This is a genomic window from Pseudonocardia sp. D17 (assembly GCF_036984265.1).
Taxonomy (GTDB): Bacteria; Actinomycetota; Actinomycetes; order Mycobacteriales; family Pseudonocardiaceae; genus Pseudonocardia; species Pseudonocardia benzenivorans.
The window spans coordinates 211108-232549 of record NZ_BPRG01000241.1 but is presented as its reverse complement, the minus strand read 5'-3'; the positions used below and the strand labels follow the sequence as shown (position 1 = coordinate 232549).

24 protein-coding genes are annotated in these 21442 nt (G+C 72.1%); 14 read left to right on the top strand and 10 right to left on the bottom strand.

All coding sequences use genetic code 11. The annotated features are described in order from the left end of the window. Positions 1-367 precede the first annotated feature (367 nt). The gene (locus PSD17_RS34610; RefSeq protein WP_013672684.1) at positions 368-754 is read right to left on the bottom strand and encodes a TraR/DksA family transcriptional regulator; all 387 of its coding nucleotides are present in this window, start codon (positions 752-754) and stop codon (positions 368-370) included. A gap of 227 nt (positions 755-981) precedes the next feature. Between PSD17_RS34610 and PSD17_RS34605 the strand changes: the two genes are divergently transcribed. Beyond that, entirely contained in the window at positions 982-2253 is a 1272-nt protein-coding gene (locus tag PSD17_RS34605; protein WP_339126296.1) for a RidA family protein, read from the top strand. A 116-nt stretch (positions 2254-2369) separates the two neighbouring features. Here PSD17_RS34605 and PSD17_RS34600 read toward each other — a convergent pair whose 3' ends face one another. The 3 genes from PSD17_RS34600 to PSD17_RS34590 all read right to left on the bottom strand — a co-directional run bounded on the left by PSD17_RS34600 (position 2370) and on the right by PSD17_RS34590 (position 4709). Next, on the bottom strand, positions 2370-3056 hold the full coding sequence (locus PSD17_RS34600; RefSeq protein ID WP_233899279.1) for a class I SAM-dependent DNA methyltransferase: 687 nt from the start codon (positions 3054-3056) through the stop codon (positions 2370-2372). Between the two features lie 356 nt (positions 3057-3412). Then, positions 3413-4036 carry a hypothetical protein gene (locus PSD17_RS34595; RefSeq protein WP_103382477.1) on the bottom strand — a complete coding sequence of 208 codons (624 nt, stop codon included), beginning with the start codon at positions 4034-4036 and terminating at the stop codon, positions 3413-3415. A gap of 364 nt (positions 4037-4400) precedes the next feature. After that, entirely contained in the window at positions 4401-4709 is a 309-nt protein-coding gene (locus tag PSD17_RS34590; RefSeq protein WP_199796494.1) for a VOC family protein, read from the bottom strand. A 138-nt stretch (positions 4710-4847) separates the two neighbouring features. Between PSD17_RS34590 and PSD17_RS34585 the strand changes: the two genes are divergently transcribed. The 7 genes from PSD17_RS34585 (at position 4848) to phoU (PSD17_RS34555) (ending at position 11875) form a co-directional block, all read left to right on the top strand. Further along, entirely contained in the window at positions 4848-5435 is a 588-nt protein-coding gene (locus PSD17_RS34585; RefSeq protein ID WP_339126295.1) for a superoxide dismutase family protein, read from the top strand. A gap of 19 nt (positions 5436-5454) precedes the next feature. Next, positions 5455-6630, top strand: a complete 1176-nt coding sequence (gene dusB, locus PSD17_RS34580) for a tRNA dihydrouridine synthase DusB (protein WP_445261051.1) — start codon at positions 5455-5457, stop codon at positions 6628-6630. 133 nt (positions 6631-6763) lie between these two features. After that, complete coding sequence (locus PSD17_RS34575) at positions 6764-7624, top strand: GGDEF domain-containing protein (protein WP_339126294.1); 861 nt, start codon at positions 6764-6766, stop codon at positions 7622-7624. A 141-nt stretch (positions 7625-7765) separates the two neighbouring features. Beyond that, positions 7766-10126, top strand: a complete 2361-nt coding sequence (locus PSD17_RS34570; protein WP_339126293.1) for an LCP family glycopolymer transferase — start codon at positions 7766-7768, stop codon at positions 10124-10126. 101 nt (positions 10127-10227) lie between these two features. Beyond that, entirely contained in the window at positions 10228-10884 is a 657-nt protein-coding gene (gene phoU / locus PSD17_RS34565) for a phosphate signaling complex protein PhoU (protein ID WP_013672676.1), read from the top strand. A gap of 28 nt (positions 10885-10912) precedes the next feature. Then, the gene (locus tag PSD17_RS34560; protein WP_013672675.1) at positions 10913-11122 is read left to right on the top strand and encodes a dodecin; all 210 of its coding nucleotides are present in this window, start codon (positions 10913-10915) and stop codon (positions 11120-11122) included. 96 nt (positions 11123-11218) lie between these two features. Further along, positions 11219-11875, top strand: coding sequence for a phosphate signaling complex protein PhoU (gene phoU / locus PSD17_RS34555; protein WP_013672674.1), 657 nt, complete (start codon positions 11219-11221; stop codon positions 11873-11875). Between the two features lie 32 nt (positions 11876-11907). Here the strand turns inward: phoU (PSD17_RS34555) and pstB are convergent, their stop codons facing one another. The 6 genes from pstB to PSD17_RS34525 all read right to left on the bottom strand — a co-directional run bounded on the left by pstB (position 11908) and on the right by PSD17_RS34525 (position 17801). After that, positions 11908-12684 carry a phosphate ABC transporter ATP-binding protein PstB gene (gene pstB / locus PSD17_RS34550; protein ID WP_013672673.1) on the bottom strand — a complete coding sequence of 259 codons (777 nt, stop codon included), beginning with the start codon at positions 12682-12684 and terminating at the stop codon, positions 11908-11910. A gap of 13 nt (positions 12685-12697) precedes the next feature. After that, complete coding sequence (gene pstA, locus PSD17_RS34545) at positions 12698-13609, bottom strand: phosphate ABC transporter permease PstA (RefSeq protein WP_013672672.1); 912 nt, start codon at positions 13607-13609, stop codon at positions 12698-12700. Between the two features lie 34 nt (positions 13610-13643). Further along, a complete protein-coding gene (gene pstC / locus PSD17_RS34540; RefSeq protein ID WP_041760332.1) occupies positions 13644-14579 on the bottom strand; it encodes a phosphate ABC transporter permease subunit PstC in 936 nt (311 codons plus the stop codon). A gap of 175 nt (positions 14580-14754) precedes the next feature. Then, the gene (gene pstS, locus PSD17_RS34535; protein WP_339126292.1) at positions 14755-15876 is read right to left on the bottom strand and encodes a phosphate ABC transporter substrate-binding protein PstS; all 1122 of its coding nucleotides are present in this window, start codon (positions 15874-15876) and stop codon (positions 14755-14757) included. 215 nt (positions 15877-16091) lie between these two features. Continuing rightward, positions 16092-16994, bottom strand: a complete 903-nt coding sequence (gene mshD, locus PSD17_RS34530) for a mycothiol synthase (RefSeq protein ID WP_339126291.1) — start codon at positions 16992-16994, stop codon at positions 16092-16094. Positions 16995-17042: 48 nt separating this feature from the next. Continuing rightward, positions 17043-17801 carry a winged helix-turn-helix transcriptional regulator gene (locus PSD17_RS34525; protein WP_013672668.1) on the bottom strand — a complete coding sequence of 253 codons (759 nt, stop codon included), beginning with the start codon at positions 17799-17801 and terminating at the stop codon, positions 17043-17045. A gap of 268 nt (positions 17802-18069) precedes the next feature. On the opposite strand from PSD17_RS34525, the gene PSD17_RS34520 reads away from it, so the two are divergent. From PSD17_RS34520 to PSD17_RS34500, 6 genes are all read left to right on the top strand, one after another. After that, positions 18070-18873, top strand: coding sequence for an LmeA family phospholipid-binding protein (locus tag PSD17_RS34520; RefSeq protein WP_339126290.1), 804 nt, complete (start codon positions 18070-18072; stop codon positions 18871-18873). Positions 18874-18941: 68 nt separating this feature from the next. Further along, complete coding sequence (locus PSD17_RS34515) at positions 18942-19358, top strand: thioredoxin family protein (protein ID WP_234027672.1); 417 nt, start codon at positions 18942-18944, stop codon at positions 19356-19358. 91 nt (positions 19359-19449) lie between these two features. Next, complete coding sequence (locus tag PSD17_RS35550; protein WP_374754887.1) at positions 19450-19524, top strand: Ms5788A family Cys-rich leader peptide; 75 nt, start codon at positions 19450-19452, stop codon at positions 19522-19524. A gap of 87 nt (positions 19525-19611) precedes the next feature. Further along, positions 19612-20124, top strand: coding sequence for a DUF4395 domain-containing protein (locus tag PSD17_RS34510; RefSeq protein ID WP_339126289.1), 513 nt, complete (start codon positions 19612-19614; stop codon positions 20122-20124). Continuing rightward, complete coding sequence (locus PSD17_RS34505; RefSeq protein WP_103383956.1) at positions 20121-20960, top strand: sulfurtransferase; 840 nt, start codon at positions 20121-20123, stop codon at positions 20958-20960. Before PSD17_RS34510 ends, PSD17_RS34505 begins: the two co-directional genes overlap by 4 nt. Further along, positions 20960-21259 carry a DUF1416 domain-containing protein gene (locus PSD17_RS34500; protein WP_339126288.1) on the top strand — a complete coding sequence of 100 codons (300 nt, stop codon included), beginning with the start codon at positions 20960-20962 and terminating at the stop codon, positions 21257-21259. The genes PSD17_RS34505 and PSD17_RS34500 overlap by 1 nt, the downstream gene beginning before the upstream one ends. Positions 21260-21442 lie beyond the last annotated feature (183 nt).

Sequence of the window (21442 nt, the reverse complement as noted above, 5' to 3'; positions counted from 1 at the left end):
GAAGCCGCCCGCCGACTAGCAGAAGACCTCAAAGACTGACCACCGAGGTTCTACAACACTCTCTGAGTCGTGGCCCATGAAGGTCGAGATGAAGGTCGATGCCCGTGACCGTGACGGTGTCAGCCCGTCGAGTGGCCTGACTCCGTCTCACGGAAATGGACTCTAACCATGAGGCGCCGCTACGTGATGGCGCTGTTGCCCGCGCTGAGCCGCCTCCCCTGGGCCGACGTGGGATCACGACGAATCCGGCGACGACGCCGCGATCTTCCGATCCGCGGGGTCGGGGTTCGATCCCCCGGGGGCCCACGAGGTCGACCTGCACGTTCACCCCAGTTGCAGGAGCGCAGCCGGGGCATCTCCAGGAGGCTCACCGCCGTCGCCGGGCTGATGCGCAGGCGACGCACGTCTCGGCCGCGGGCAGCGCGTCGAGCCGTTCTGGTGGGATCGGGCCGCCGCAGCGCGCGCAGCGTCCGTACGTGCCGTCGGCGAGCCTGCGCTCCGCCCGCTCGACCGCCTCCAGGTCGCGGAGCGCCCCGGCGAGCAAGCCCTGCAGCTGGGCCCGCTCGAACCCGATCGTCACGCCCTCGGGGTCGTGCTCGTCGTCGTGGGTGGTGAGGGCCTGCTCGTCGGCCAGCGCAGCAACCTGCCGGGTGAGCCCCGCGATCCGCGCCTCGGTGTCGGCACGCCCGGCGGCGAGCCGCGCGACAGGGTCGACGTGAGGCGGACGCTCGTCGTCGGCGTCGGGTCCGTCCATGCCCTCAGGGTCCGGCACGGGCGCGCCAGGCGCCGGGCGGGCGCCCGTATGACGCCCTCCTCGCTCGGCGCTGTGGCGGCGCCCGGGACTCTCACGCGTCCTCCATCGGACCGGCGGCACGGCGATCCACCGACGGGTTCCCCCGGCCGATCCCCCCGGCGCGGCTGATCCGCGCCGGGTCGGCCCGGCACCATCCCGTGGTCATCGACCAGAAAGTGGTGCCCGACATGAGTGGCTACAACGCAGTCCTGGCGCGGAACCCGGAGCAGGCGCCGAAGCCGATCGGTCCGTACTCCCAGACCGTCGCCTTCTCGCACTACAACAACCTCTCGGCGCAGCTCCCGATCGACCCGGCGACCGGCGAGCTCGTGCCGGGCGGCGCGACGGAGCAGGCCAAGCAGGTCCTCGCGAACATCGGGGCCGTTGTCGAAGGGATCGACCACGTCATGGACGACGTGGTCCGGCTCTCCGTGTTCGTCACCGACATCGGCGATGTCGATGCCGTCGATGCGGTGATCGCGACCGCCTTCACCGACTACGTCCCCACCCGCACGACCGTCGCCGTCGCCGCGCTACCGCTCGGCGCCGCGGTGCAGATGGATGCGCTCGTGTCCAACGGCGAGGGCACGATCCCGAACGCCCCGCAGGCCGGAGACCTCGTCAAGGTCGTCAACGACACGGACGGGGCGCCGCAGAGCCCGGCGTCCTCGCAGACGGTGGCGTTCTCGCACTACAACAACCTCGCGGCGCAGCTGCCCGTCGATCCGGCGACGGGCGAACTCGTGGCCGGCGGCGTCGCCGAGCAGACCAGGCAGTGCCTGGCCAACATCAAGGCCGTTCTGCAGGGGATCGACGTTCCCGTCGACGACATCGTCCGGGTCACGATCTTCCTCACGAACCTCTCGGACATCGACACGGTGGACGAGGTCTACACGACCTTCTTCCCGGATTCGGCCATCGCCCGGGCTGCGGGCTACCTGCCGGCCCGCACCGTGGTCGAAGCGTCGGCCCTGCCCCACGGCGCTCTCGTGCAGATCGAGGCGGTCGTCTCGCACGGCGACGGCACGCCGCCGCAGGCCGTGGAGGACCGGCACGGGATCGTCATCCGCGCGAACGACACGGACGCGGCGCCCCGCAGCCCGTTGTCGACGCAGACCGTGGCCTTCTCGCACTACAACCACCTGTCCGCCCAGCTGCCGATCGATCCGACGACCGGCGAGCTGGTCGCCGGGGGCGTCGCGGAGCAGACGCGACAGTGCCTTGCCAACATCAAGGCCATTGTGGAGAGCATCGACCATGCGATGGACGACGTCGTCAAGGTCAACCTGTTCCTGACCGACATCGCCGACACAGCCGCCGTCGACGAGGTCTACGCCACGTTCTTCCCGGGTGGCGTGCCCGCTCGTCGGACCGTGGGCGTCTCCGCCCTGCCGGCCGGTGCCCTGATCCAGGTCGATGCGGTCGTGGCGAACGCCGAGGGAACCCCGCCGGTGGCGTAGCCACCCCGGCCCCGCCCCGTGGCTGTTGCGACGTCGCCGGCCACGGAGGCCGGTGCGGCGGAACACGTCGGTGGTGATCCGGACGCGGAAACGCGCCGACTCCCGGGGATTCGGCTTCAGTGCTTCGGCGAGCAGCGGAAGAAGTACTCCACGGCCAGACGCTGATGCAGTTTCGGAATCTTGACGGCCAGCGGCATCTCGACGGCCTTCAGGAACGGGTGGCGCGGCTCTCGGCCGACCCAGTGGTACGACGTCGGCAGATATGCCTCGACGGTGAAGAACTGTCGCAGGCTGGCCAGGAACGCATCCGTGGGTCGCACGTTGCTGTACGGCCAGTATATTCGCTTGTCCCGGTGACCGAAATTGACGTACGAGGCGAGGAACACGCCGTCGTCCGCCACCGTACCGGCGATCTCGGCCAGCTTCTGGTCCTGATGTGCACCGACGTACTCGAAGACCCCTTGCGCGACGACGAGGTCGAACCGCCGCCCACGGAAGTCGATGGGCCCGTCCAGGAAGTCCGCCTCGATGAGATTGTCCGCGGGCTCCTGGATCGCGATGTCGATCCCGAAGTACTCGATACCGGGGTCGAGCAGGCGCGCGAGCGTGGCCGGGCCGCAGCCGACGTCCAGGAGCGTCCGCCGCCTGCCCGCAGCGATCTTGTTGATGAGCCGGGCGGACTTCTCCAAGCGGTAGTGCGGCGCCGCGTAGTTGCGGTTCTCCACCGCCCAGAAATCCCTTTTATGAAGCTTCGTCCGATCGACCGCTTCGTGGAGTCCGCTATTACCGAGGTCTTCAGTCACACTCTCTCCAGAAGTCCCGATCCGGACAATCCTTCGCAACCCGGCGCACATTCACGCGGTAGCCCCACACAATACGACGGCTGCGTTCATCGAGAAACAGAAACCGCCGGCAGAAATTCGCCCGGGCGGAGTGATCAGGTTTTCGTCGTGGTCGGTCTCTGCCCCGTGATCACATTCCCGGCGGGCGCCCGGTCCCGACACTCGGAGGCACGATCGACGACGTGGCCCAGGACTCGGCGGAGCGGGTGCGTGGGCTCGGCCGACGTCGGCGTCCCCCACCGCGCGGAACGTGCCCGTGGTCGGGAGGCTCGACGAGCGCCGGGGAGGCGGTCCGGCCCGCATCGGCGTTGTCGGTACTACGGCCTCCGCTCACCGGAGGCGTCGAGCCCGAACGCGGCCGCGCGGACCAGCGCGATACTGGCGTCCACCTCACGGATCGCCTCTTCGAGCCGCTGCCGGGCGACCCCCGTCGTCCCGTCGACCACACTCCCGAGTCGCAGCCCGACCGCGAAGAGCTTCTGGACGACGCCGTTGCCGAGGTCGGTGGCGATGCGCAGGTCCTCGTCGGCGACGGCGCCCGCCACCAGATCGGCGATCGACATCTGTCCGGCGGCGGAGGCGGGCAGCAGTCCCAGGCACGCATCGCCACCGCACCGCGGACACCGTGCCGTGGTCGCGACACCGGCAGCCAGTTCCAGCATGACCTCGGACGAGATCGGTTCGGAGCAGCGCGGACACCTGGCCGACCCCCTGCAGTTCGGCACGGGCTCATCCGGCACCTCGCCCGTGACGGCCGCCGTCTCGGCGAGCAGCCGCCACCTCTTGGCCGCGACATGGTGGTCGAACCGCACCGGAGGCCGCCGGTTGGTCGCCAGGAGCTCGTTCTGCCGGGCTGCCTCCTCGTACGCGGCGCTGAGCCTGCGCGCGATCCGGCCCAGCTGCCGACGGAGCTCGATCGTTCGGTCCCGCGCATCCCGCACTCGCTGCACTGTGCCGTCCGGCTCGATGGCCCTCACCCTCCTCATCCGGGCCCGCCAGCCTCTCTCCCGGCATCGACCCACGTCAACGCAGCCATTCGGGTGTGCGCCAGGCTGTCGGTGCCTCCGTCGCCCCCGGTTCGTACCAGCGGATCCGGCCGCGTGAGCGATGCGCCCGCCGTCCGGGGCAGCCGTGCCCGACATCGCGCACCCGGCATCGACCACGACCCGACGGGCCGAGGTGTGGTCCGCGCTCGATCTCGATCCCCGGCGAGCGTCCTCGACCGCTCGGCCATCCGCCTCATCCGTGCAGGATGATTCGGTACGACACGTTTACCGGTGCCCGCGTCGCCGCCCGGCAGCCGAACTACCTGCCCGGCGCCCTCGCCGTGACGACGACGACCCGGCCGTCGGGATCGGTCAACCTGTGCTCGCCCTCGGGCAGGTGCGGCTGGTACGGCACGGTCAACCCGAGCCGAAGCCGGCCGGTGCTCCGGTGCGGTTCGCCGGGATGGATCTCCAGCACGAGGCCGCCCTCCAGCTCGGCGGCGTAGTGCACGGGTCCAGGGCCGTGCTGCTCGCGCACCAGCTCCACGCCGAGCGACGCGTAGAAGTCGCGGCACTCGTCGACGCGTTCGCTGTAGATCACGAGGAGGCCCACCCTCACCGACACCATCTGCCCCATGATGCCGGGCACGCGGCGCGCCGGTCTGTACCTTCGAACACGCAAAAGGTGCGCGGCGACGCGTCCCTCACATGTGGACGCACTCCGACCTGCTGGCCGTCACGCTCCGTCATACGCAATCCTGCACAGATGCGTGCATTGCGGACTTCCGCGGCGATCCTGGTCGCCGCCCTCGTGCTCGTGGGCTGCTCCAACTCCGAGCACCCCTCGACGGCGCCCGCCACCGCGGCCGGCGCCCAGGTCCGTACGACCGACGTCACCGCGCAGTTCTCCGCGTCCGACACCGCGGCGATCACCTACAAGCCCGATCTCGTCCCGGTCGGCGCGACGGCGACGGTGGCGTCGCGGTCGGGGGGCGGGTCCTCGACGGTCACGCTGACGGTGAACGGGCTGCTGCCCGACCATCACTACGGCGCGCACGCGCACGGCAAGCCCTGCGGCGCGGCACCCGCCGACTCCGGACCGCACTTCCAGAACCGGAAGGACCCGGTGTCCCCCAGCGTCGACCCGGCGTACGCCAACCCGCAGAACGAGGTCTGGCTCGACATCTCGACCGGCGGCTCGGGCGCGGCCTCGGCGACGTCGACGGTCGCGTGGGACTTCACCGATGCGGCGCACCCGGCCTCGGTGGTCATCCACGCCAACCACACCTCGACCGAGCCGGGGAAGGCAGGCACGGCGGGCGACCGGTTGGCCTGCGTCAACGTGAACTTCTGAGCGGAGGGACAATGGGCGGGTGAGTGTGCAGGACCTCGTCCGCCCGGACACCCGGGCACCGGCCCCCGCGCCGGTGCTGCCGCCGTTGCGCATCGGCCCGTACTCGGTCGACACCCCGGTCGTGCTGGCGCCGATGGCCGGGATCACCAACCCCGGCTTCCGGCGGCTGTGCCGTGAGCAGGGTGCCGGCTACTACGTGTGCGAGATGATCACCTCGCGCGGGCTGGTCGAGCGCAACCCGTTGACGCGCCGGATGATCGCCTTCGACGCGGACGAGCACCCGCGGTCGATGCAGCTCTACGGCGTGGACCCGGCGACGATCGGCGCGGCGGTGCGCATCGTCGCCGAGGAGGACCTGGCCGACCATCTGGACTTCAACTTCGGCTGCCCCGTCCCCAAGGTGACGCGCCGGGGCGGCGGCGCCGCACTGCCGTACAAGCGCAGGCTGTTCGAGCGGATCGTGCGCGCGGCCGTCGACAACGCGGGCGGCATTCCCGTGACGATCAAGATGCGGGTCGGGATCGACGACGAGCACCACACGTTCCTCGACGTCGCACGGATCGCGGCCGACTGCGGCGTCGCGGCGATCACCCTGCACGCGCGGACGGCCGCGCATCGCTACTCGGGCACCGCCGACTGGTCGACGATCGCCCGGCTGCGCGACGCCATGCCCGCCGAGCTGCCCGTGCTCGGCAACGGCGACGTCTTCTCCGCCGCCGACGCGCTGGCGATGGTGGCGCGCACGGGCTGTGACGGCGTCGTCGTCGGGCGCGGGGTCCTGGGCAGACCGTGGCTCTTCGCCGACCTCGAGGCCGCGTTCGCCGGCCGGCCGCTGCCGACGCCGCCGCGCCTCGGACAGGTCGCCGCCACCCTGCGCAGGCACGCGGTGCTGCTCTGCGAGCACATGGGCGACCACAAGGGCATCCGCGACGTCCGCAAGCACATCGCCTGGTACCTCAAGGGATTCCCGGTCGGGCCGGAGGTCCGCAGGCGCCTCGGGATGGTCTCGAGCATCGACCAGCTCGACGAGCTGATCGCCCTGCTCGATCCCGACGAGGAGTTCCCGGCCGACGCCGATGGGCCCCGCGGGCGGCAGGGCTCTCCGGGCCGCGTCGTGCTCCCGGAACGCTGGCTCGACGACCCGGACGACCCGTCGGTGCCCTTCGGCGCCGAGTTGGAGCACTCCGGCGGGTGACCGCGTCGGACGACCGGCCGTGAGGCCGTCTCGCCCGGTCGTGTGGACTCGGGCGCGATCGGGGGGCAATGCATCAGGAACCTCAAGAGTCACACCCGTAACGACGAGACAATCGTTGACAGGGGGTGATCCGATGGGAGACGTGACGACCGCGGCAGCCATGTTGCGCGGCGGTCCGGACGTGTGGAACGACGCGGCCATCGGATCGCTCGCGCCCGCAGCCGCGGCCGTGCACGCCGCCCGGCACACCGCAGAGGCCGAGGCCCTCGCCGCGCAGGGACTATGGGAGCAGGCCTACACCCACCTGCGTGCCGCGGTCCGGCTGCACCACGTCGCGGGCAGTGCCACGACGGGCCCCGACGAGCTCGACCGGCTCCGCCGCGAGCACGCGGAGGCCCGCGAGCAGAGCCGGCGCGACAGCCTGACGGCGAGCTACAACCGGCGTTACCTCGACGAACGGCTCGCCGCCCTGCTCAGCGACCTCGCGGACCTCGGCGACGACACCGTCCGCACCGACGGCATCTGCGTCGCACTCGCCGACATCGACCACTTCAAGCAGGTCAACGACACCTACGGCCACCTGCTGGGCGACCGGGTGCTGCAGCGGATGGTCGTCGAGCTCGACGCCGCGCTGCCCGAGGGCGCCTTCTGCGCGCGGTACGGCGGCGAGGAGTTCGCGCTCGTCCTGCCCGGCCGCGACCTCGCCGAGGCGGTGCGGCTGTGCGAGGCCGCGCGCGAGCGGATCGCGCGCCACCCGTGGCACGAGCTGCACCCCGACCTGACGGTGACGGTCAGCATCGGGGTCGCGCACTCCGACGGCCGTCCGACGGACGTCGAGCGGCTGATCGGCGCGGCCGACGCCCACCTGTACACGGCCAAGCAGTCCGGTCGGAACGCCGTCGCCTACCGCGACGGGCGCACCGGCCGGGTGCGGCTCGCGGGCGGGGCGGGGCGTCGTCGTTCCATCCCGCAGCCGGTGCGCACGACCGGCTGACCGGCCGCACGATCACGATGTGATCACCACCCGGTAGGCGGTCGACGTCGGCCCGCTCCGTAGACTCCTGCGCACGCGGGGGCGGACGTTCGGCCGGGAAGGCCGGGTCCGCCCTCTCGCGTGTGTGGCCGAGGAGGTGCCGTGGCGAACGGGTCCGACCGTCCGCGGGACTCGTCGGCCCGGCGACGCCGTGGCCGCCCGGACGGCCGCCACTCCGCCGAACCGCCCGAGGAGTACTACGCCGGACGTCGCAGGGCCCACGACCGGGAGGCGGAGCCGGGGCCGCGCCACGGCGTTCCCGACGACCACCCGCCCGTCGAACCCGGCTCCGGCGACGGCCGGCCGGTCGAGCCGCCCGCACTGCCGACCGGGATCCTCCCCCGCCTCGTCCTCGAGCCCGAGGACGAGGCGCCCACCGGCCTCGTCCCGCGGGTCCCCGCGCCCGCCCCGGCGCCCGGGCCCGACGCCGGGCCCCCGACCAGCGTGCTGCCACGCAGCACCCCCGAGCGCGACGACCCGGACGCACAGTCCGCCCGGTCCGGGCCGCGTCCACCGCAAGGGGGGCCCATGCCCGACGCCGGGCCGGTGCCACCCGCCCCGCCACGCCCGGCCGCGCCGCGCCCGCCCGTCCCTGACGACGGCCCGCCGCAGAACACCGCAGGCGGCGACGACCCCGCGGCCGGACCGGGCGGCGCCGACCGCCTCGAACCGCGCGTGGGGGCCACCCCGGCGCGGCCATCCGCCGCGCCCATCCGCGCGGTGCCGCGCGGCGGCCCCGCCACCGAGCAGCTCGGCCGCGTCGGGACGCCGCGTGAGGTCGAACCATCGCCGCGGGACGCCGGGACGCCGCGGCGGCACTCGGAGGACGAGCCGGCCGCTGACGCCGGACGGCCGGAGAGCCCCGTCGTCGCGCACGCGTCGGGCGACCCCGTCGACGACCCCGTCGACCTCGCCTCCCCGGACGACGACCACGTCTGCCGCCGGCGCATCGACGAGGGCCTGACCCGCCTGACCGCGGCGCACGAGGACCCCGACGGCGACCCCCCGGAGCCCGTCGGGCCCGGAGCCACCCGGCCCCGCAGGCCTCGGCGGCCGCGTCCTCCCGGACCCGTACCCTCGGGCGGCCCCTTCGCCGCGGGGCTGAGCCGCCGGCAGCGCGTCGTGCGCTGGGTGACGATCGCCGCGGTGCTCGTCGTCTTCCTCGCGCTGACCGTCGGCTGGACGTCGAAGCTGACGCTGGAGGGAGCCGTCCGGCAGGTCGCGGCGCTGGACCCGCAGTCGGGCGCGATCCTCGACGCGGCCGCCCAGAACGGGGCGCAGAACGTCCTCGTGCTCGGGGTCGACACGACCGGCGGTCCCGATCCCGGGTCGGACTCGATCGTCGTGGCGCACGTCCCCGCCGGTGGCGGCCCGCTGACCAGCGTGTCGTTCCCGCGCGACCTGGAGATCAACCGGCCGCCCTGCCAGCGGTGGGACCCGGGCACCGCGAGCTACCTCGATCAGACGGTGCCCGCCGAGGCACGCACGAAGATCGACACCGCCTTCCGGGTCGGTGGTCCGGCCTGCGCGGTGCGGACGGTGCAGCAGCTGTCGGGCCTGTCGATCACCGGGTTCGTGGCCGTCGACCTGCCGGGGCTCGGCGCGATGGCGACGGCGCTGGGCGGGGTGACCGTCTGCCTCGACCGGCCCGTCGTCGACAGCGTGTTGGGGACGGTGGCGCAATCGACCGGTCCGTCGACGGTCGACGGACCGACCGTCGACGGGCTCGTCCGAGCCCGGCACGTGCAGGGCGACCCGCCATCGGACGAAGGGCTCGTCGACCGCCAGCAGCGGGTGCTGGCCGCGGCCCTCGACCGGGCGCTCTCGACGTCGCGGCTGCTGAACCCGTGGTCGTCGCACTCGTTCGGCGCGGTGCTGGCCCGCTCGACGACCGCCGACGGGATGGACGTCGACCAGATCCTCGCGACGGCGCGGGCGCTGCGCGGCGACGCGTCCGATCCCGGGCAGTTCGTCACCGTCCCGACGACCGGCGAGATCAACACCCGCGGCAACTCCGTGCTGCGCGACCGCGACGCCACCGCGCTGTTCAAGGCGCTGCGCACCGGCGCTGCGATCCCGCCCGCGGCGCTCGCCCCGCCGAGCACGTCCGCGGTCCCCGCGCCGTCGGCGGTGACGGTCGATGTGCTGAACGCGTCGGAGCGCCCGGGCCTGGCCCAGGACGTCGCGTCGAAGCTGCGCGCGGTCATGTTCGGGATCGGCACCGTCGGCAACTCCCCGACCCCCGGCACGGCCACCGTCATCCGGTTCTCCCCGGACCGCGCGGCCGAGGCGCAGGTCGTGGCGGCGGCGGTGCCGTCGGCGCGTTCGGTCCCCGACGCGAGCGCGAGCGGGGTGCTGCAGCTCGTGCTGGGCGACTCGTTCGACGGGACGATCCGGGCGGTCGGGCAGCAGTCACCCGACGCGCCACCGCCCGGCCCGGCGCCGCCGAGCAACTGCACGTGAGCAGCGCGACGGCGTGACGTCGGCCTCAGGACCGCGACCGTTCACTCTGGATTCACTTCCAGGCGCGGCCACCGACTGCCGTTCGCCGTACGCTCCGTACCATGCGCGACCAGTACCAGGAGCAGCTCGACGGCCTCGCGAGCCGGCTGGCGGGCATGTGCGGCGAGGTGGCCGCGGCGCTCGACAAGGCCACGCGCGCCCTGCTCGACGCCGACCTCCGGCTCGCCGAGGAGGTCATCACCGAGGACGTCAACGTCGACACCATCCGGGCCGAGGCCGAGGAGCAGGCGTTCGCCCTGCTTGCCCTGCAGGCTCCCGTCGCCACCGACCTGCGGATCGTCGTCTCGGCGATCCACGGTGCCGGCGACATCGAGCGGATGGGCGACCTGGCACTGCACATCGCGCAGGCCGCGCGCCGCCGGCACCCGCAGCCCGTGCTGCCCGACGAGGTCGCGCCCTACTTCGCCGAGATGGGCCGCGTCGGCGTGCAGTTGGCGACGAAGGCCGCCGCCGTGATCCGCTCGCGTGACCTCGACGCCGCGGCCGAGCTCGAGACCGACGACGACGCGATGGACGACCTGCACCGGCACATGTTCACGGTGCTGATGGACCGGCACTGGAACCACGGTGTCGCCGCGGCCGTCGACGTCACGCTGCTCGCGCGGTTCTACGAGCGCTACGCCGACCACGCGGTCGCGGTCGCCCGCCGCATCGTCTACGTCGTGACCGGACAGATGCCGGGTCCGCTCACTGTTTGATCCACTGGCCTGCTGGGGACACCGGGGCATGTCGAGCAACGTGTACCGGGTGACCGAGATCGTCGGCAGCTCCACGACGAGTGTCGACGAAGCCATCAGGAACGGGGTGTCGCGCGCTGCCGAGACGCTGCGCAACCTCGACTGGTTCGAGGTGACCGAGATCCGCGGTCACCTCGCCGAGGGCGGTGTCGACCATTACCAGGTGGGGCTCAAGGTCGGCTTCCGGCTCGACGACTGACCGGCCCCGCCGCCGACGCCGCGGCGATTCCGGTCGTTCATTCGGTGTTCATCCGGTGCACGGTGTGCGGCGTTCTTCGGTTCCTAGCCTGGCCCGGTGCGTGATGCGCTGCGTCTGCAGCTGACCGACCTGACCGACCGGCTCGCGGAGACCGCCCACGACGTCGCACAGGCGATGGCGGACGCGACGACGTCGCTGGTCGACCGCAGGCTGCGACTGGCCGAACAGGTCATCGCGGGCGACGCGACGATCGACGCCCGCCGCGACGAGATCGAGCAGCGAGCCGTGGCCGTGCTGGCGCTGCACCAGCCGGTGACGACGGACCTGCGCCGCGCGGTCGCCGTCATCCACATCGCCGACGACATCGAGCGGATGGGCGACCTAGCACGGCACGTCGCCGAGGCGGCACGCCGCAGGCACCCCGCGCAGGCCGTGCCGGAGGAGTTCCGGCCCCTGCTCCGGCGCCTGGGGAGGACGGCGACGGACATGGCGCTCAAGGCCGCCGAGGTGCTGCGCACGGGCAACGTCCTGCTCGCCGCGGAGCTGGACGGCGACGACGACGAGATGGACCGGCTGCACGCCGAGGTGTTCACGGTCCTGATGGACCCGGGATGGCAGCACGGCGTCGAGGCCGCCGTGGACCTGACCCTGCTGGCCCGGTTCCTGGAGCGCTACGCCGACCACGCCGTCGCGATCGCGAAACGCATGATCCACGCGGTGGTCGGCGGCGGGCCCGATCCCCTCCCGATCTGACCCGCCGCCTCGCGGTCCCCGCGCCGACGGCGTCAGCCGAAGCGACCGGAGATGTAGTCCTCGGTGGCCTGCTGGGTGGGGTTGGAGAACATCTTCGGGGTGTCGTCGATCTCGACCAGCCGGCCCGGCTCGCCGGTGGCCCGCAGGTTGAAGAAGGCCGTCTGGTCGCTGACCCGCGCGGCCTGCTGCATGTTGTGCGTGACGATGACGATCGTGTACTCGGTCTTGAGCTCGGCGATCAGGTCCTCGATCGCGAGCGTCGAGATCGGGTCGAGCGCCGAGCAGGGCTCGTCCATGAGCAGCACGTCGGGCTGCACCGCGATCGCGCGGGCGATGCAGAGCCGCTGCTGCTGACCGCCGGAGAGGCCGCCGCCCGGCTTGGTGAGCCGGTCCTTGACCTCGTTCCACAGGTTCGCACCCCGCAGGGCACGCTCGGCGACCTCGTCGAGCTCCTTCCTGCTCTTGCGTCCCTGCAGCTTCAGCCCGGCGACCACGTTGTCCCGGATCGACATCGTCGGGAACGGGTTGGGCCGCTGGAAGACCATGCCGATCGTGCGGCGCACACCGACCGGGTCGACCGACGAGCCGTAGATGTTCTCGCCGTCGAGCAGGACCTCGCCCTCGACGCGCGCACCGGGGATGACCTCGTGCATCCGATTGAGCGTGCGCAGCACGGTCGACTTGCCGCAGCCCGACGGCCCGATGAACGCGGTCACGCTGCGCGGGGCGACGGACAGGGTGACGTTGTCCACGGCGTGGAACCTGCCGTAGAAGATGTTGACGTCCTTCAGGTCCAGGCGCTTGGCCACCGGGAGCTCTCTCTCACTTCGTCTTCGGGGCGGTGACCTTGGACAGGAAGGCCGCCAGCAGCTGGAAGAGGGTGATGATCAGGATCAGCGTGATCGCCGCGCCCCACAGCCGGTCGGCGCCGGCGTCGGTGGGGTTGGACCGCTCGACGGTCATCAGCAGCGGGAGCGACGCCATGTTGCCCTGGAAGATGTCGAAGTTGATGAACGGCGCGTACGCCACCAGGATCAGCACGGGCGCGGTCTCGCCCATGACGCGCGCGAGCGCCAGGACGATGCCGGTCAGCATGCCCGACAGCGCCGTCGGGATGACCACCTTGACGATCGTCTTCCACTTGGGGACGCCGAGCGCGTACGCCGCCTCCCGCAGGTCGTCCGGGACGATGCGCAGCATCTCCTCGGTCGACCTGACGACGACGGGCACCATCAGCAGCACCAGCGCGAGCGACACGGCGAACGCGCTGCGCGGCAGCCCGAAGATCGAGATCCACACCGCGTAGACGAACAGCGCCGCGACGATCGACGGGACGCCGGTGAGGATGTCGACCATGAACGTCGTGGCCCGGGCGAGCCTCGTGCCCGCGCCGTACTCGACGAGGTAGATCGCCACCATGATGCCGATCGGCGTCGCGAGCACGGCGCAGACCAGGCCCTGCAGCAGCGTCCCGACGATCGCGTGGTACGCGCCGCCGCCCTGCTGACGGGCCAGCAGGCCGTTGAGCGACTCGCTCCACCAGTGCCCGGTCAGTACGGGTGCCAGGCCCTTGCTGACGACGGTCCAGACCACCCACACCAGCGGCACCAGCGCGATGAGGAAGGCCAGCGTCATGAGGCCGGTGGCGAGCGCGTTGCGCGCTCTGCGACCGCCGCTGATGCCGACGAACGTCGGCTCGACGGCGGACTTGTCGAGATCGACCGAGGTACTCATGCCGCCGCCCCCGGAACAAGTGCGCCGGCGGGGCTCATGCCTTGGCTCCCGACCGGTTGATGACCCAGCGCGCGGCCGCGTTGACGAGGAACGTGAGCACGAACAGCACCAGGCCGGCCGCGATGAAGGCGCCCGCCGACAGGTTGTTGTTGAGCTCGGCGAACGACAGCGCGATCTTCGACGCGAAGGTCGCGCCGCCGTCGAACAGGCTGCCCGTGAAGATCCTGGGGGTGGCCGCGAGGATGATCGTCAGTGCGATCGTCTCGCCGAGCGCCCGGCCGAGGCCGAGCATCGACGCGCTGACGTAGCCGGCGCGGCCGAACGGCCACACCGTCATCCGAACGACCTCCCACTTCGTCGCACCCAGCGCCAGCGCCGCCTCGATGTGGGCGCGCGGCGTGCGGGCGAACACCTCGCGACTGATCGCCGTGATGATCGGCAGGATCATCACCGCCAGCACGATGCCGGCGGTGAACACGGTGGCGCCCGCGATGCCGACGTTGCCCGGCGAGAACAGGAAGAACCAGCCGAGGTGGGTCTCCAGCCAGACCGCGAACGGCTGGATCGCCGGCGCCAGCACGAACAGGCCCCAGAGGCCGAAGATGATCGACGGCACCGCGGCGAGGAGGTCGACGAGGTAGCCGAACGGCCGCGCCACCCGGGCCGGCGCGTACTGGGTGAGGAACAGCGCGATGCCGAGGCCGAGCGGCATGGCGAGGACGAGAGCGAAGACCGACACCTCGACGGTGACGAGCAGCAGGTCGAGGATGCCGAAGCTGAGGTTGTTCGGGTCACCCGCCTCGAACTGCCTGCTGGTCAGGAAGTTCGCGTGGTTCTGCAGCAGCGGCGGGACGGCCTGGATCAGCAGGAACAGCCCGATCGCGCCGATCAGGGCGACGATGAACACACCCGAGCCCGTCGCGAGGAACCGGAAGATCCGGTCGCCGCGCTGGACGAATGTGGCGCCGATGGACCCCTGGTCGGGGGGCGGCGGTTCGGTGGCGGGGATGCCGGCCTCCGGGACTGCGGCGGAGACGGAACTGCCCCACCGGTCGGCGGGTTCGCCGATCCCGGTGGGGCCGCCCGTCACGGTCGGGTCGCTCACGATGTAGCAGCCTCCGTGATTCTGCCAGCGGTGTCCGACGTCAGGCGATTGCCTGGACGGCGGTCAGCAGCTTCTGCTGGAACTCCGCCGGGAGCGGGGCGTAGCCCGCGGCGGCGAGGTTGGCCTGGCCGTCGGTGGCCGCGACCGTGAGGAACGCCTTGACCGCGGTCGCGGTGGCGGCGTCGTAGCCCTTGGAGCAGACGATCTCGTAGGTCGCCAGGAACAGCGGGTAGGAGCCGGCGGGCGGGCCGGCGTAGGTCTTGGTCAGGTCGAGGACCAGGTCGTTGCCCTGGCCGGTGACGGTGACACCGGCGATCGCCTTGCCGACGGTCGCGTCGGTCAGCTCGACCGGCCCGGACCCGCTGTCGATCTTGGCCATGTCCAGCTTGTTGTCCTGCGTGAACGACAGCTCGACGTAGCCGATCGAGCCCTCGGTGCCGGCCAGCGCCTGCGCGACACCCGCCGAACCCTGCGCGCCCGAGCCGACGCCACCGTTGAACTTCTTGCCGTCGCCCTGGGTCCAGGCACCCTTCGAGGACGCCTTCAGGTACTTCTGGAAGTTGTCGGTGGTGCCCGAGTCGTCGGACCGGAAGACGACGTTGATCGGCTCGGCCGGCAGGGTCACGCCGCTGTTGAGCGCGGCGATGGCCGGGTCGTCCCACGTTTTGATCTGGCCGTTGAAGATCTTGGCGGCGACCTCGCCGGTCAGGGTCAGCGAGCTGACGCCGTTGACCTTGTAGCCGATGGCGACGGGCCCGAACACCATCGGCAGGTTCCAGGCCGGGTTGTTCTGGCAGCGCGCCGCGGCGGCCGTGGTCTCACCGTTCGTCGCGTTGAGCGCCGAGTCCGAGCCGCCGAAGTCGACGAGCCCGGCGTTGAACTGCTTCACGCCCGCGCCGGAGCCGGTGGGGTTGTAGGCGATCTTCGCGTTCGTGCACTTGGCCTGGTAGGCCTGGGCGAACACGTCCATCGCGTTCTTCTGCGCCGAGGAGCCCTCGGCGTTCAGGCTGGCCTTTCCGTTGCAGTCGACGGCGGGCGAGTTGGCCGACGACGAGCCGGCGGCGGCACCCGAGCCGCTGTTCGGGTCACTGCCGCACGCGGCCAGCAGGATCGCACCCGCCGCCGCCAGAGCGACCACGAGCCCGTGGCGCTGGAGCTTCACGAAAATCCTCCGCTTGAACTACGTCTGCACGGCTCGGGGTGGCCGTTCGCGGAGGACGGTAGGCAGGTCGGGTGGACAGCCACCCCCGATCAGATGAACGCGGAATGAACTCATCACCGGTGGTGCGCGTCGCCGTCCCCGAGGTGGAACCTCGGGCAGCTCCGTGACCAGCGTCGATCATCACTCCGGACGGGTTGCGCCGGGGTGAACGATGATCAGCGGCGGTACATCACATGCTTGCGCCACAGGGTGAACCCGAGCTTCCGGTACACCGCGACGGCGGGCGCGTTGTCGCCCTCGACGTAGAGCATCACCGCATCGAGGCCCTTCTCGCGCAGGTGCTCCAGTCCCGCGATCGTCAACGCCCCGCCGAGGCCGCGGCCGTGCGCCGCGGGGTCGACACCGAGGACGTAGACCTCGCCGATCGCGGGTCCGGCCGGGCCCGCGGGATGGACCTTCGTCCAGTGGTAGCCGAGCAGCCGCCCGTCCTCGACCGCGAGCAGGAAGCCCGCCGGGTCGAACCACGCCTCCGCCTCGCGCTCGGCCACCTGCTCGTGGCCCCAGCCGCCCTGCTCGGGGTGCCAGTCGAACGCGGCGTTGTTCACCCGCAGGAACTCCGCCTCGTCGTGTGCGGGGTCGAACGCCCGCAGCGTCACCCCCTCGGGGAACGACGCCGGGGGCAGCGGCTCGGCCAGCTCGCGGCGCATCTGCCACAGCTCGCGCACCGCGTTCAGCCCGTGCGTCGCGGCGATCCGCTCGGCGCCGGGCTGCTCGCCGTGGGCCCAGACGTCGAACGTGCCGGTGGCGGCGGCGAGCGCGGCCTCGACCAGCGCGGTGCCGATGCCGCGCCTGCGGTACCCGGGATGCACGACGAGCTCGGCGGACGTGGCGTCGCCGCCGGAGGAGTCGAGCTGGGCGTAGCCGGAGATCGTGCCGTCGGCGCCCGTCGCGACGAGATGGGTGACCCCGGCACGCGCGTGCCGCAGGTTGACCATGACCTGCTCGGAGAGGGGCTCGATCCCGTCGGCCGCCGTCGCCGCGTCGGCGAGCGTGCGCACCGCCGCGACGTCGGCCTCGTCGAGCCGGTCCGATGTGGACAGCGTCGCGGCACCCGTCATGGTCCCGACCCTACGCGGCGGTACCGACGGACGCGCCGCACGAACGGCTCAGTCGCGCTCCGCCCCGACCTCGACGACCCGGTGGTCCTCCTCGTCGTCCTCGGACTGGTCGTCGACACCGGCGGGCACACCCATCGCGCTGCGCGCCGGCCGGACGAACTTGTAGCCGACGTTGCGGACCGTGCCGATCATCTGCTCGTGCTCGCTGCCCAGCTTGGCGCGCAGCCGTCGCACATGGACGTCGACGGTGCGGGTGCCGCCGAAGAAGTCGTAGCCCCAGACCTCCTGCAGCAGCTGGGCCCGGGTGAACACCCGGCCCGCGTGCTGGGCGAGGTACTTGAGCAGCTCGAACTCCTTGTACGTCAGCTCGAGCAGCCGCCCGCGCAGCCGCGCCGAGTAGGTGGCCTCGTCGATCACCAGCTCGCCGAGGACCAGCGCCCCGCCGGCGCTCGCCGCGTCGCCACCCGGGCGGGAGCGCAGCAGCCGCAGCCGCGCGTCGACCTCCGCGGGCCCGGCGGCCGGGAGCAGGATCTCGTCGACGGCCCACTCGCCGGAGACGGCGACGAGCCCGCCCTCGGTGAGGATCGCGATGACGGGGACGTCGGTCCCGGTGCTGCCCAGCAGCCGGCACAGGCTGCGCGCGGCGACCAGGTCGGTCCGGGCGTCGACGAGCACCGCGTCGTGCGGGCCCGCATCGAGCAGCGCGGCGACCTCGGGCGCGGCGGTGCGCACCCCGTGCGGCAGCAGCGTGAGTGCGGGCAGCACCGATCCCGGATCGGGATCGGCAGTCAGCAGCAGGAGCTCCACCACCGGCCTCCTCTCCGCCGGGGCGCGACCGGGCCGCCGGCATGTACGCGCGGCGCTCGCCCCACGGCGGCGGCAGCCGGTCCGCCCGACGACCACCTCCGCGCGACCAGGTCGGGACCACCACGCGGAACCCGGTAACCATAACGGGTCGGCCTTGCGGTGTGCGGAGATCGCGGCGCACCTCACGGGCCGTGGGCACCCTTCCCGACGTGCGTCCGGACCCGGCGACTACCGTCGTCGGGTCCTGTCGTCCGCGTCGGAGGTCGGAGTGAAGCGACTGTTGATCGCGCTGGTCGTGCTGGCCGGGGTGCTCCTGGCCGCCGACTACGGCGCAGCCGCGATCACGGAGTCGGCCGTCTCCCGGCAGATGCGGACGCAGCTGGGCCTCGCCGACGACCCCGACGTCCGGATCAACGGCTTCCCGTTCCTCACCCAGGCGATCTCGGGCACGTACCGCAGCGTCGACGTCGACGCCAAGCGCATCCCCATCGGGCCGCTACGCGAGGTGGAGATCATGGCACAGCTGCGCGACGTCGACGCCCCGCTGTCGATGCTGCTCGGCTCCGGCCCCAAGTCGCTCGTCGTGGGCGAGGCCGACGGCACCGCCCGCATCGACGCCGACGACCTCGAACGCCTGCTGCCCGGCGTCAGCAAGATGCGGATCGAGAACATCGACTACGGCACGCTGAAGGACCGGGTCGACGAGGGCGCCTCCTCGTCGCTGCTGGGCGTCGACACCGACTCCGCGGCCCGGGTCGTCGGCACGGTGACGCTGCCCGGGATCGGGTCCAAGGAGGTCGCCGTCATCTCCTCGTTCCTGCTCGACGGCCGCGACATCCAGGTCGTGCCGCAGGACGTGCGGGTCGACGACGGGCACGGCAAGCCGCTCCCGCTGCCGGCCGCGGTCGTGTCCGCGGTGAAGAAGCGGTTCTCCTTCTCCCTCGACCCCGGCACGCTGCCCTTCGAGGTCACCCCGCGGCTGCTGCGCCCGCGCGACGGCACGATCGAGATCAGCGGCACCGTCGAGAACCTGACGATCGGCTCCACCCCGGCACCCACCTCCGAGGGCTGATGCCGCCGAACGGCGGAATGGCCCGGCCCGCACGAGCGTTCTGAGGTCCTGTGAACACCGTCGGGATCGTGGTCGTCGTGGGCGTGCTCGTCGTGGCCACGGTGGTCGGGCTGGTGCTGCGGGCCCGGGCCGGGCGTGTGCGGCTCGCCACACCCGGGGCGTCCCCACCCGGGTCGGGGTGGGCGCTCGCGGCACACGAACCGGGTCTCGACGACCGCGTCCTGCTGCTGCAGGTGTCGTCGCCGGTCTGCACACCCTGCCGGCAGACGGCAGGGTTGCTCGGCGAGCTCGTCGACAGCACCCCCGGCCTCGTGCACGTCGAGGTCGACGTCGCCGACCGCCCGGAGGTGGCTGCCGAGCTCGGGATCATGCGCACGCCCACCGTCGTCGCGTTCGACAGGGCGGGCACCGAGCTGCTGCGCGTCTCCGGGGTGCCGAGGCGCCCCGAGCTGGTGCGCGCGCTGGCCCCGGCGCTGGCCGGATGACCCGCCACGACGGCGTCGTGACGCCCCGCGCTTGTCCGGCCCGCTCGACCGGGCGTTCCCGGTCAGCGGGATCCTCGGTTACGCTCGTGCCGTGAACTGGCCGCTGACCAAACGCCGCGCAGTCGATCTGTGCCGCGTCGGCAGCTGCCTGTGTCGCGTCTCCTGACGTCGGCCCGCTGACGCCTCCCCGCACGTCCGGGGGGCCCGCGTGTGCCGGCAACGACCGACGTCCGTCCGTCACCAGGAGTCACCCATGCCCGCTCCGGTCGACCCTGCCGCGCCCGCGGCGGGATCCGGTTCCACCTCTGCCGAGCCCGGGCTCGACCCGCGCGGCGTCCGCTTCGCCGCGGCCGTCACGACCGTCGTCCTCGTGCTGGTCCTGCTCTCCGGCAGCGGCTGGCTCGCCGGCGCCCAGGCCGTCGTGTTCGCGCTGGGCGCCTTCGCGGGGATGCGCTTCGCGCCCTACTCGCTGCTGTACCGCGCCCTGCTCGCCCGCCGCCTCGGACCGCCCGCCGAACGTGAGGACGCCGCCCCCGTGCGGTTCTCCCAACTGGTGGGATTCGTGTTCGCGGCGGTCGCGACCGTCGGATACCTCGCCGGGCTGACGACGCTCGGCATCGTGGCCACCGCGCTCGCGCTCGCGGCGGCCTTCCTCAACGCGGCCTTCGGCTTCTGCCTGGGCTGCGAGATGTACACCGTGATCGCACGTATCCGGGCCCGTCTCCGGGCCCGCAACCCGCACACCGCAGAAGGAGCAACCGCATGAGCCGCGAGGACGTCCTCGTCTCGACGGACTGGGCCGAGAAGAACCTCGGAGCGGAGGGCGTCGTCTTCGTCGAGGTCGACGAAGACACCACCGCCTACGACGGGGGCCACATCCCCGGCGCCGTGAAGTTCAGCTGGACCACCGAGCTCACCGACCCCGTCCGTCGTGACGTCCTGAGCAAGGAGGACTTCGAGGCGGTCCTCTCGGCCAAGGGCATCTCGAACGACGACCTCGTCGTCCTCTACGGCGGCAACAACAACTGGTTCGCGGCGTACGCGTACTGGGAGTTCAAGCTGTACGGCCACGAGAACGTCAAGCTGATCGACGGCGGCCGCAAGAAGTGGGAGCTCGACGGGCGCACCCTCACCACCGAGGTCCCCGAGCGCAAGGCGACCAGCTACACCGCCAAGGACGCCGACCTGTCGATCCGTGCCTTCCGCGACGAGGTCGTCGCCTCGATCGGCGTGAAGAACCTGGTCGACGTGCGCTCCCCCGACGAGTACTCCGGCAAGATCTTCGCCCCGGCGCACCTGCCGCAGGAGGTCTCGCAGCGTCGTGGCCACGTCAAGGGCGCCATCAACGTCCCGTGGAGCAAGGCGGCCAACGAGGACGGCACCTTCAGGTCCGACGAGGAGCTGACCGCCCTGTACGGCGAGGCCGGCCTCGACGGCAACAAGGCCGTCATCGCCTACTGCCGCATCGGCGAGCGCAGCTCGCACACCTGGTTCGTCCTGCGTGAGCTGCTGGGCCACAAGGACGTGAAGAACTACGACGGCAGCTGGGTCGAGTACGGCTCGCTCGTCGGCGTGCCGATCGAGCTGGGGGCGAGCGCCTGATGTGCGGAGCACCCGACCAGGCCGTGTCGCTGCCCGTGGGCACCGATCTCGGTAAGCAGACCGTCCTCGCCGGACGCGTCGTGGCCGGCGGCGCCCCCGTCGGGGGCGCCTTCGTCCGGCTGCTCGACGGCACCGGCGAGTTCACCGCCGAGGTCGTCTCCTCGGCGTCGGGCGACTTCCGGTTCTTCGCCGCGCCCGGCACCTGGACCGTCCGCGCGCTGTCGCGCTCGGGCAACGGCGAGGCCGTCCTGACCGCCGAGGGCCCCGGCCTGCACCAGACCGAGGTCGCCGTCGCCTGACGGGCCGATCCCGGCTCCGATCGTCACGAACGCCGCCCCGGACCTGCCGTCCGGGGCGGCGTTCGGCGTCCCGGACCGTCGGCGCGACTATGCTCCGCGCCCGTGCACTGGATGTTCACCGTACTGCTGATCGCGGTCTGCCTCGGGATCGCCGGCTTCACCGGCGTCCTGCTGCGCCGGCTG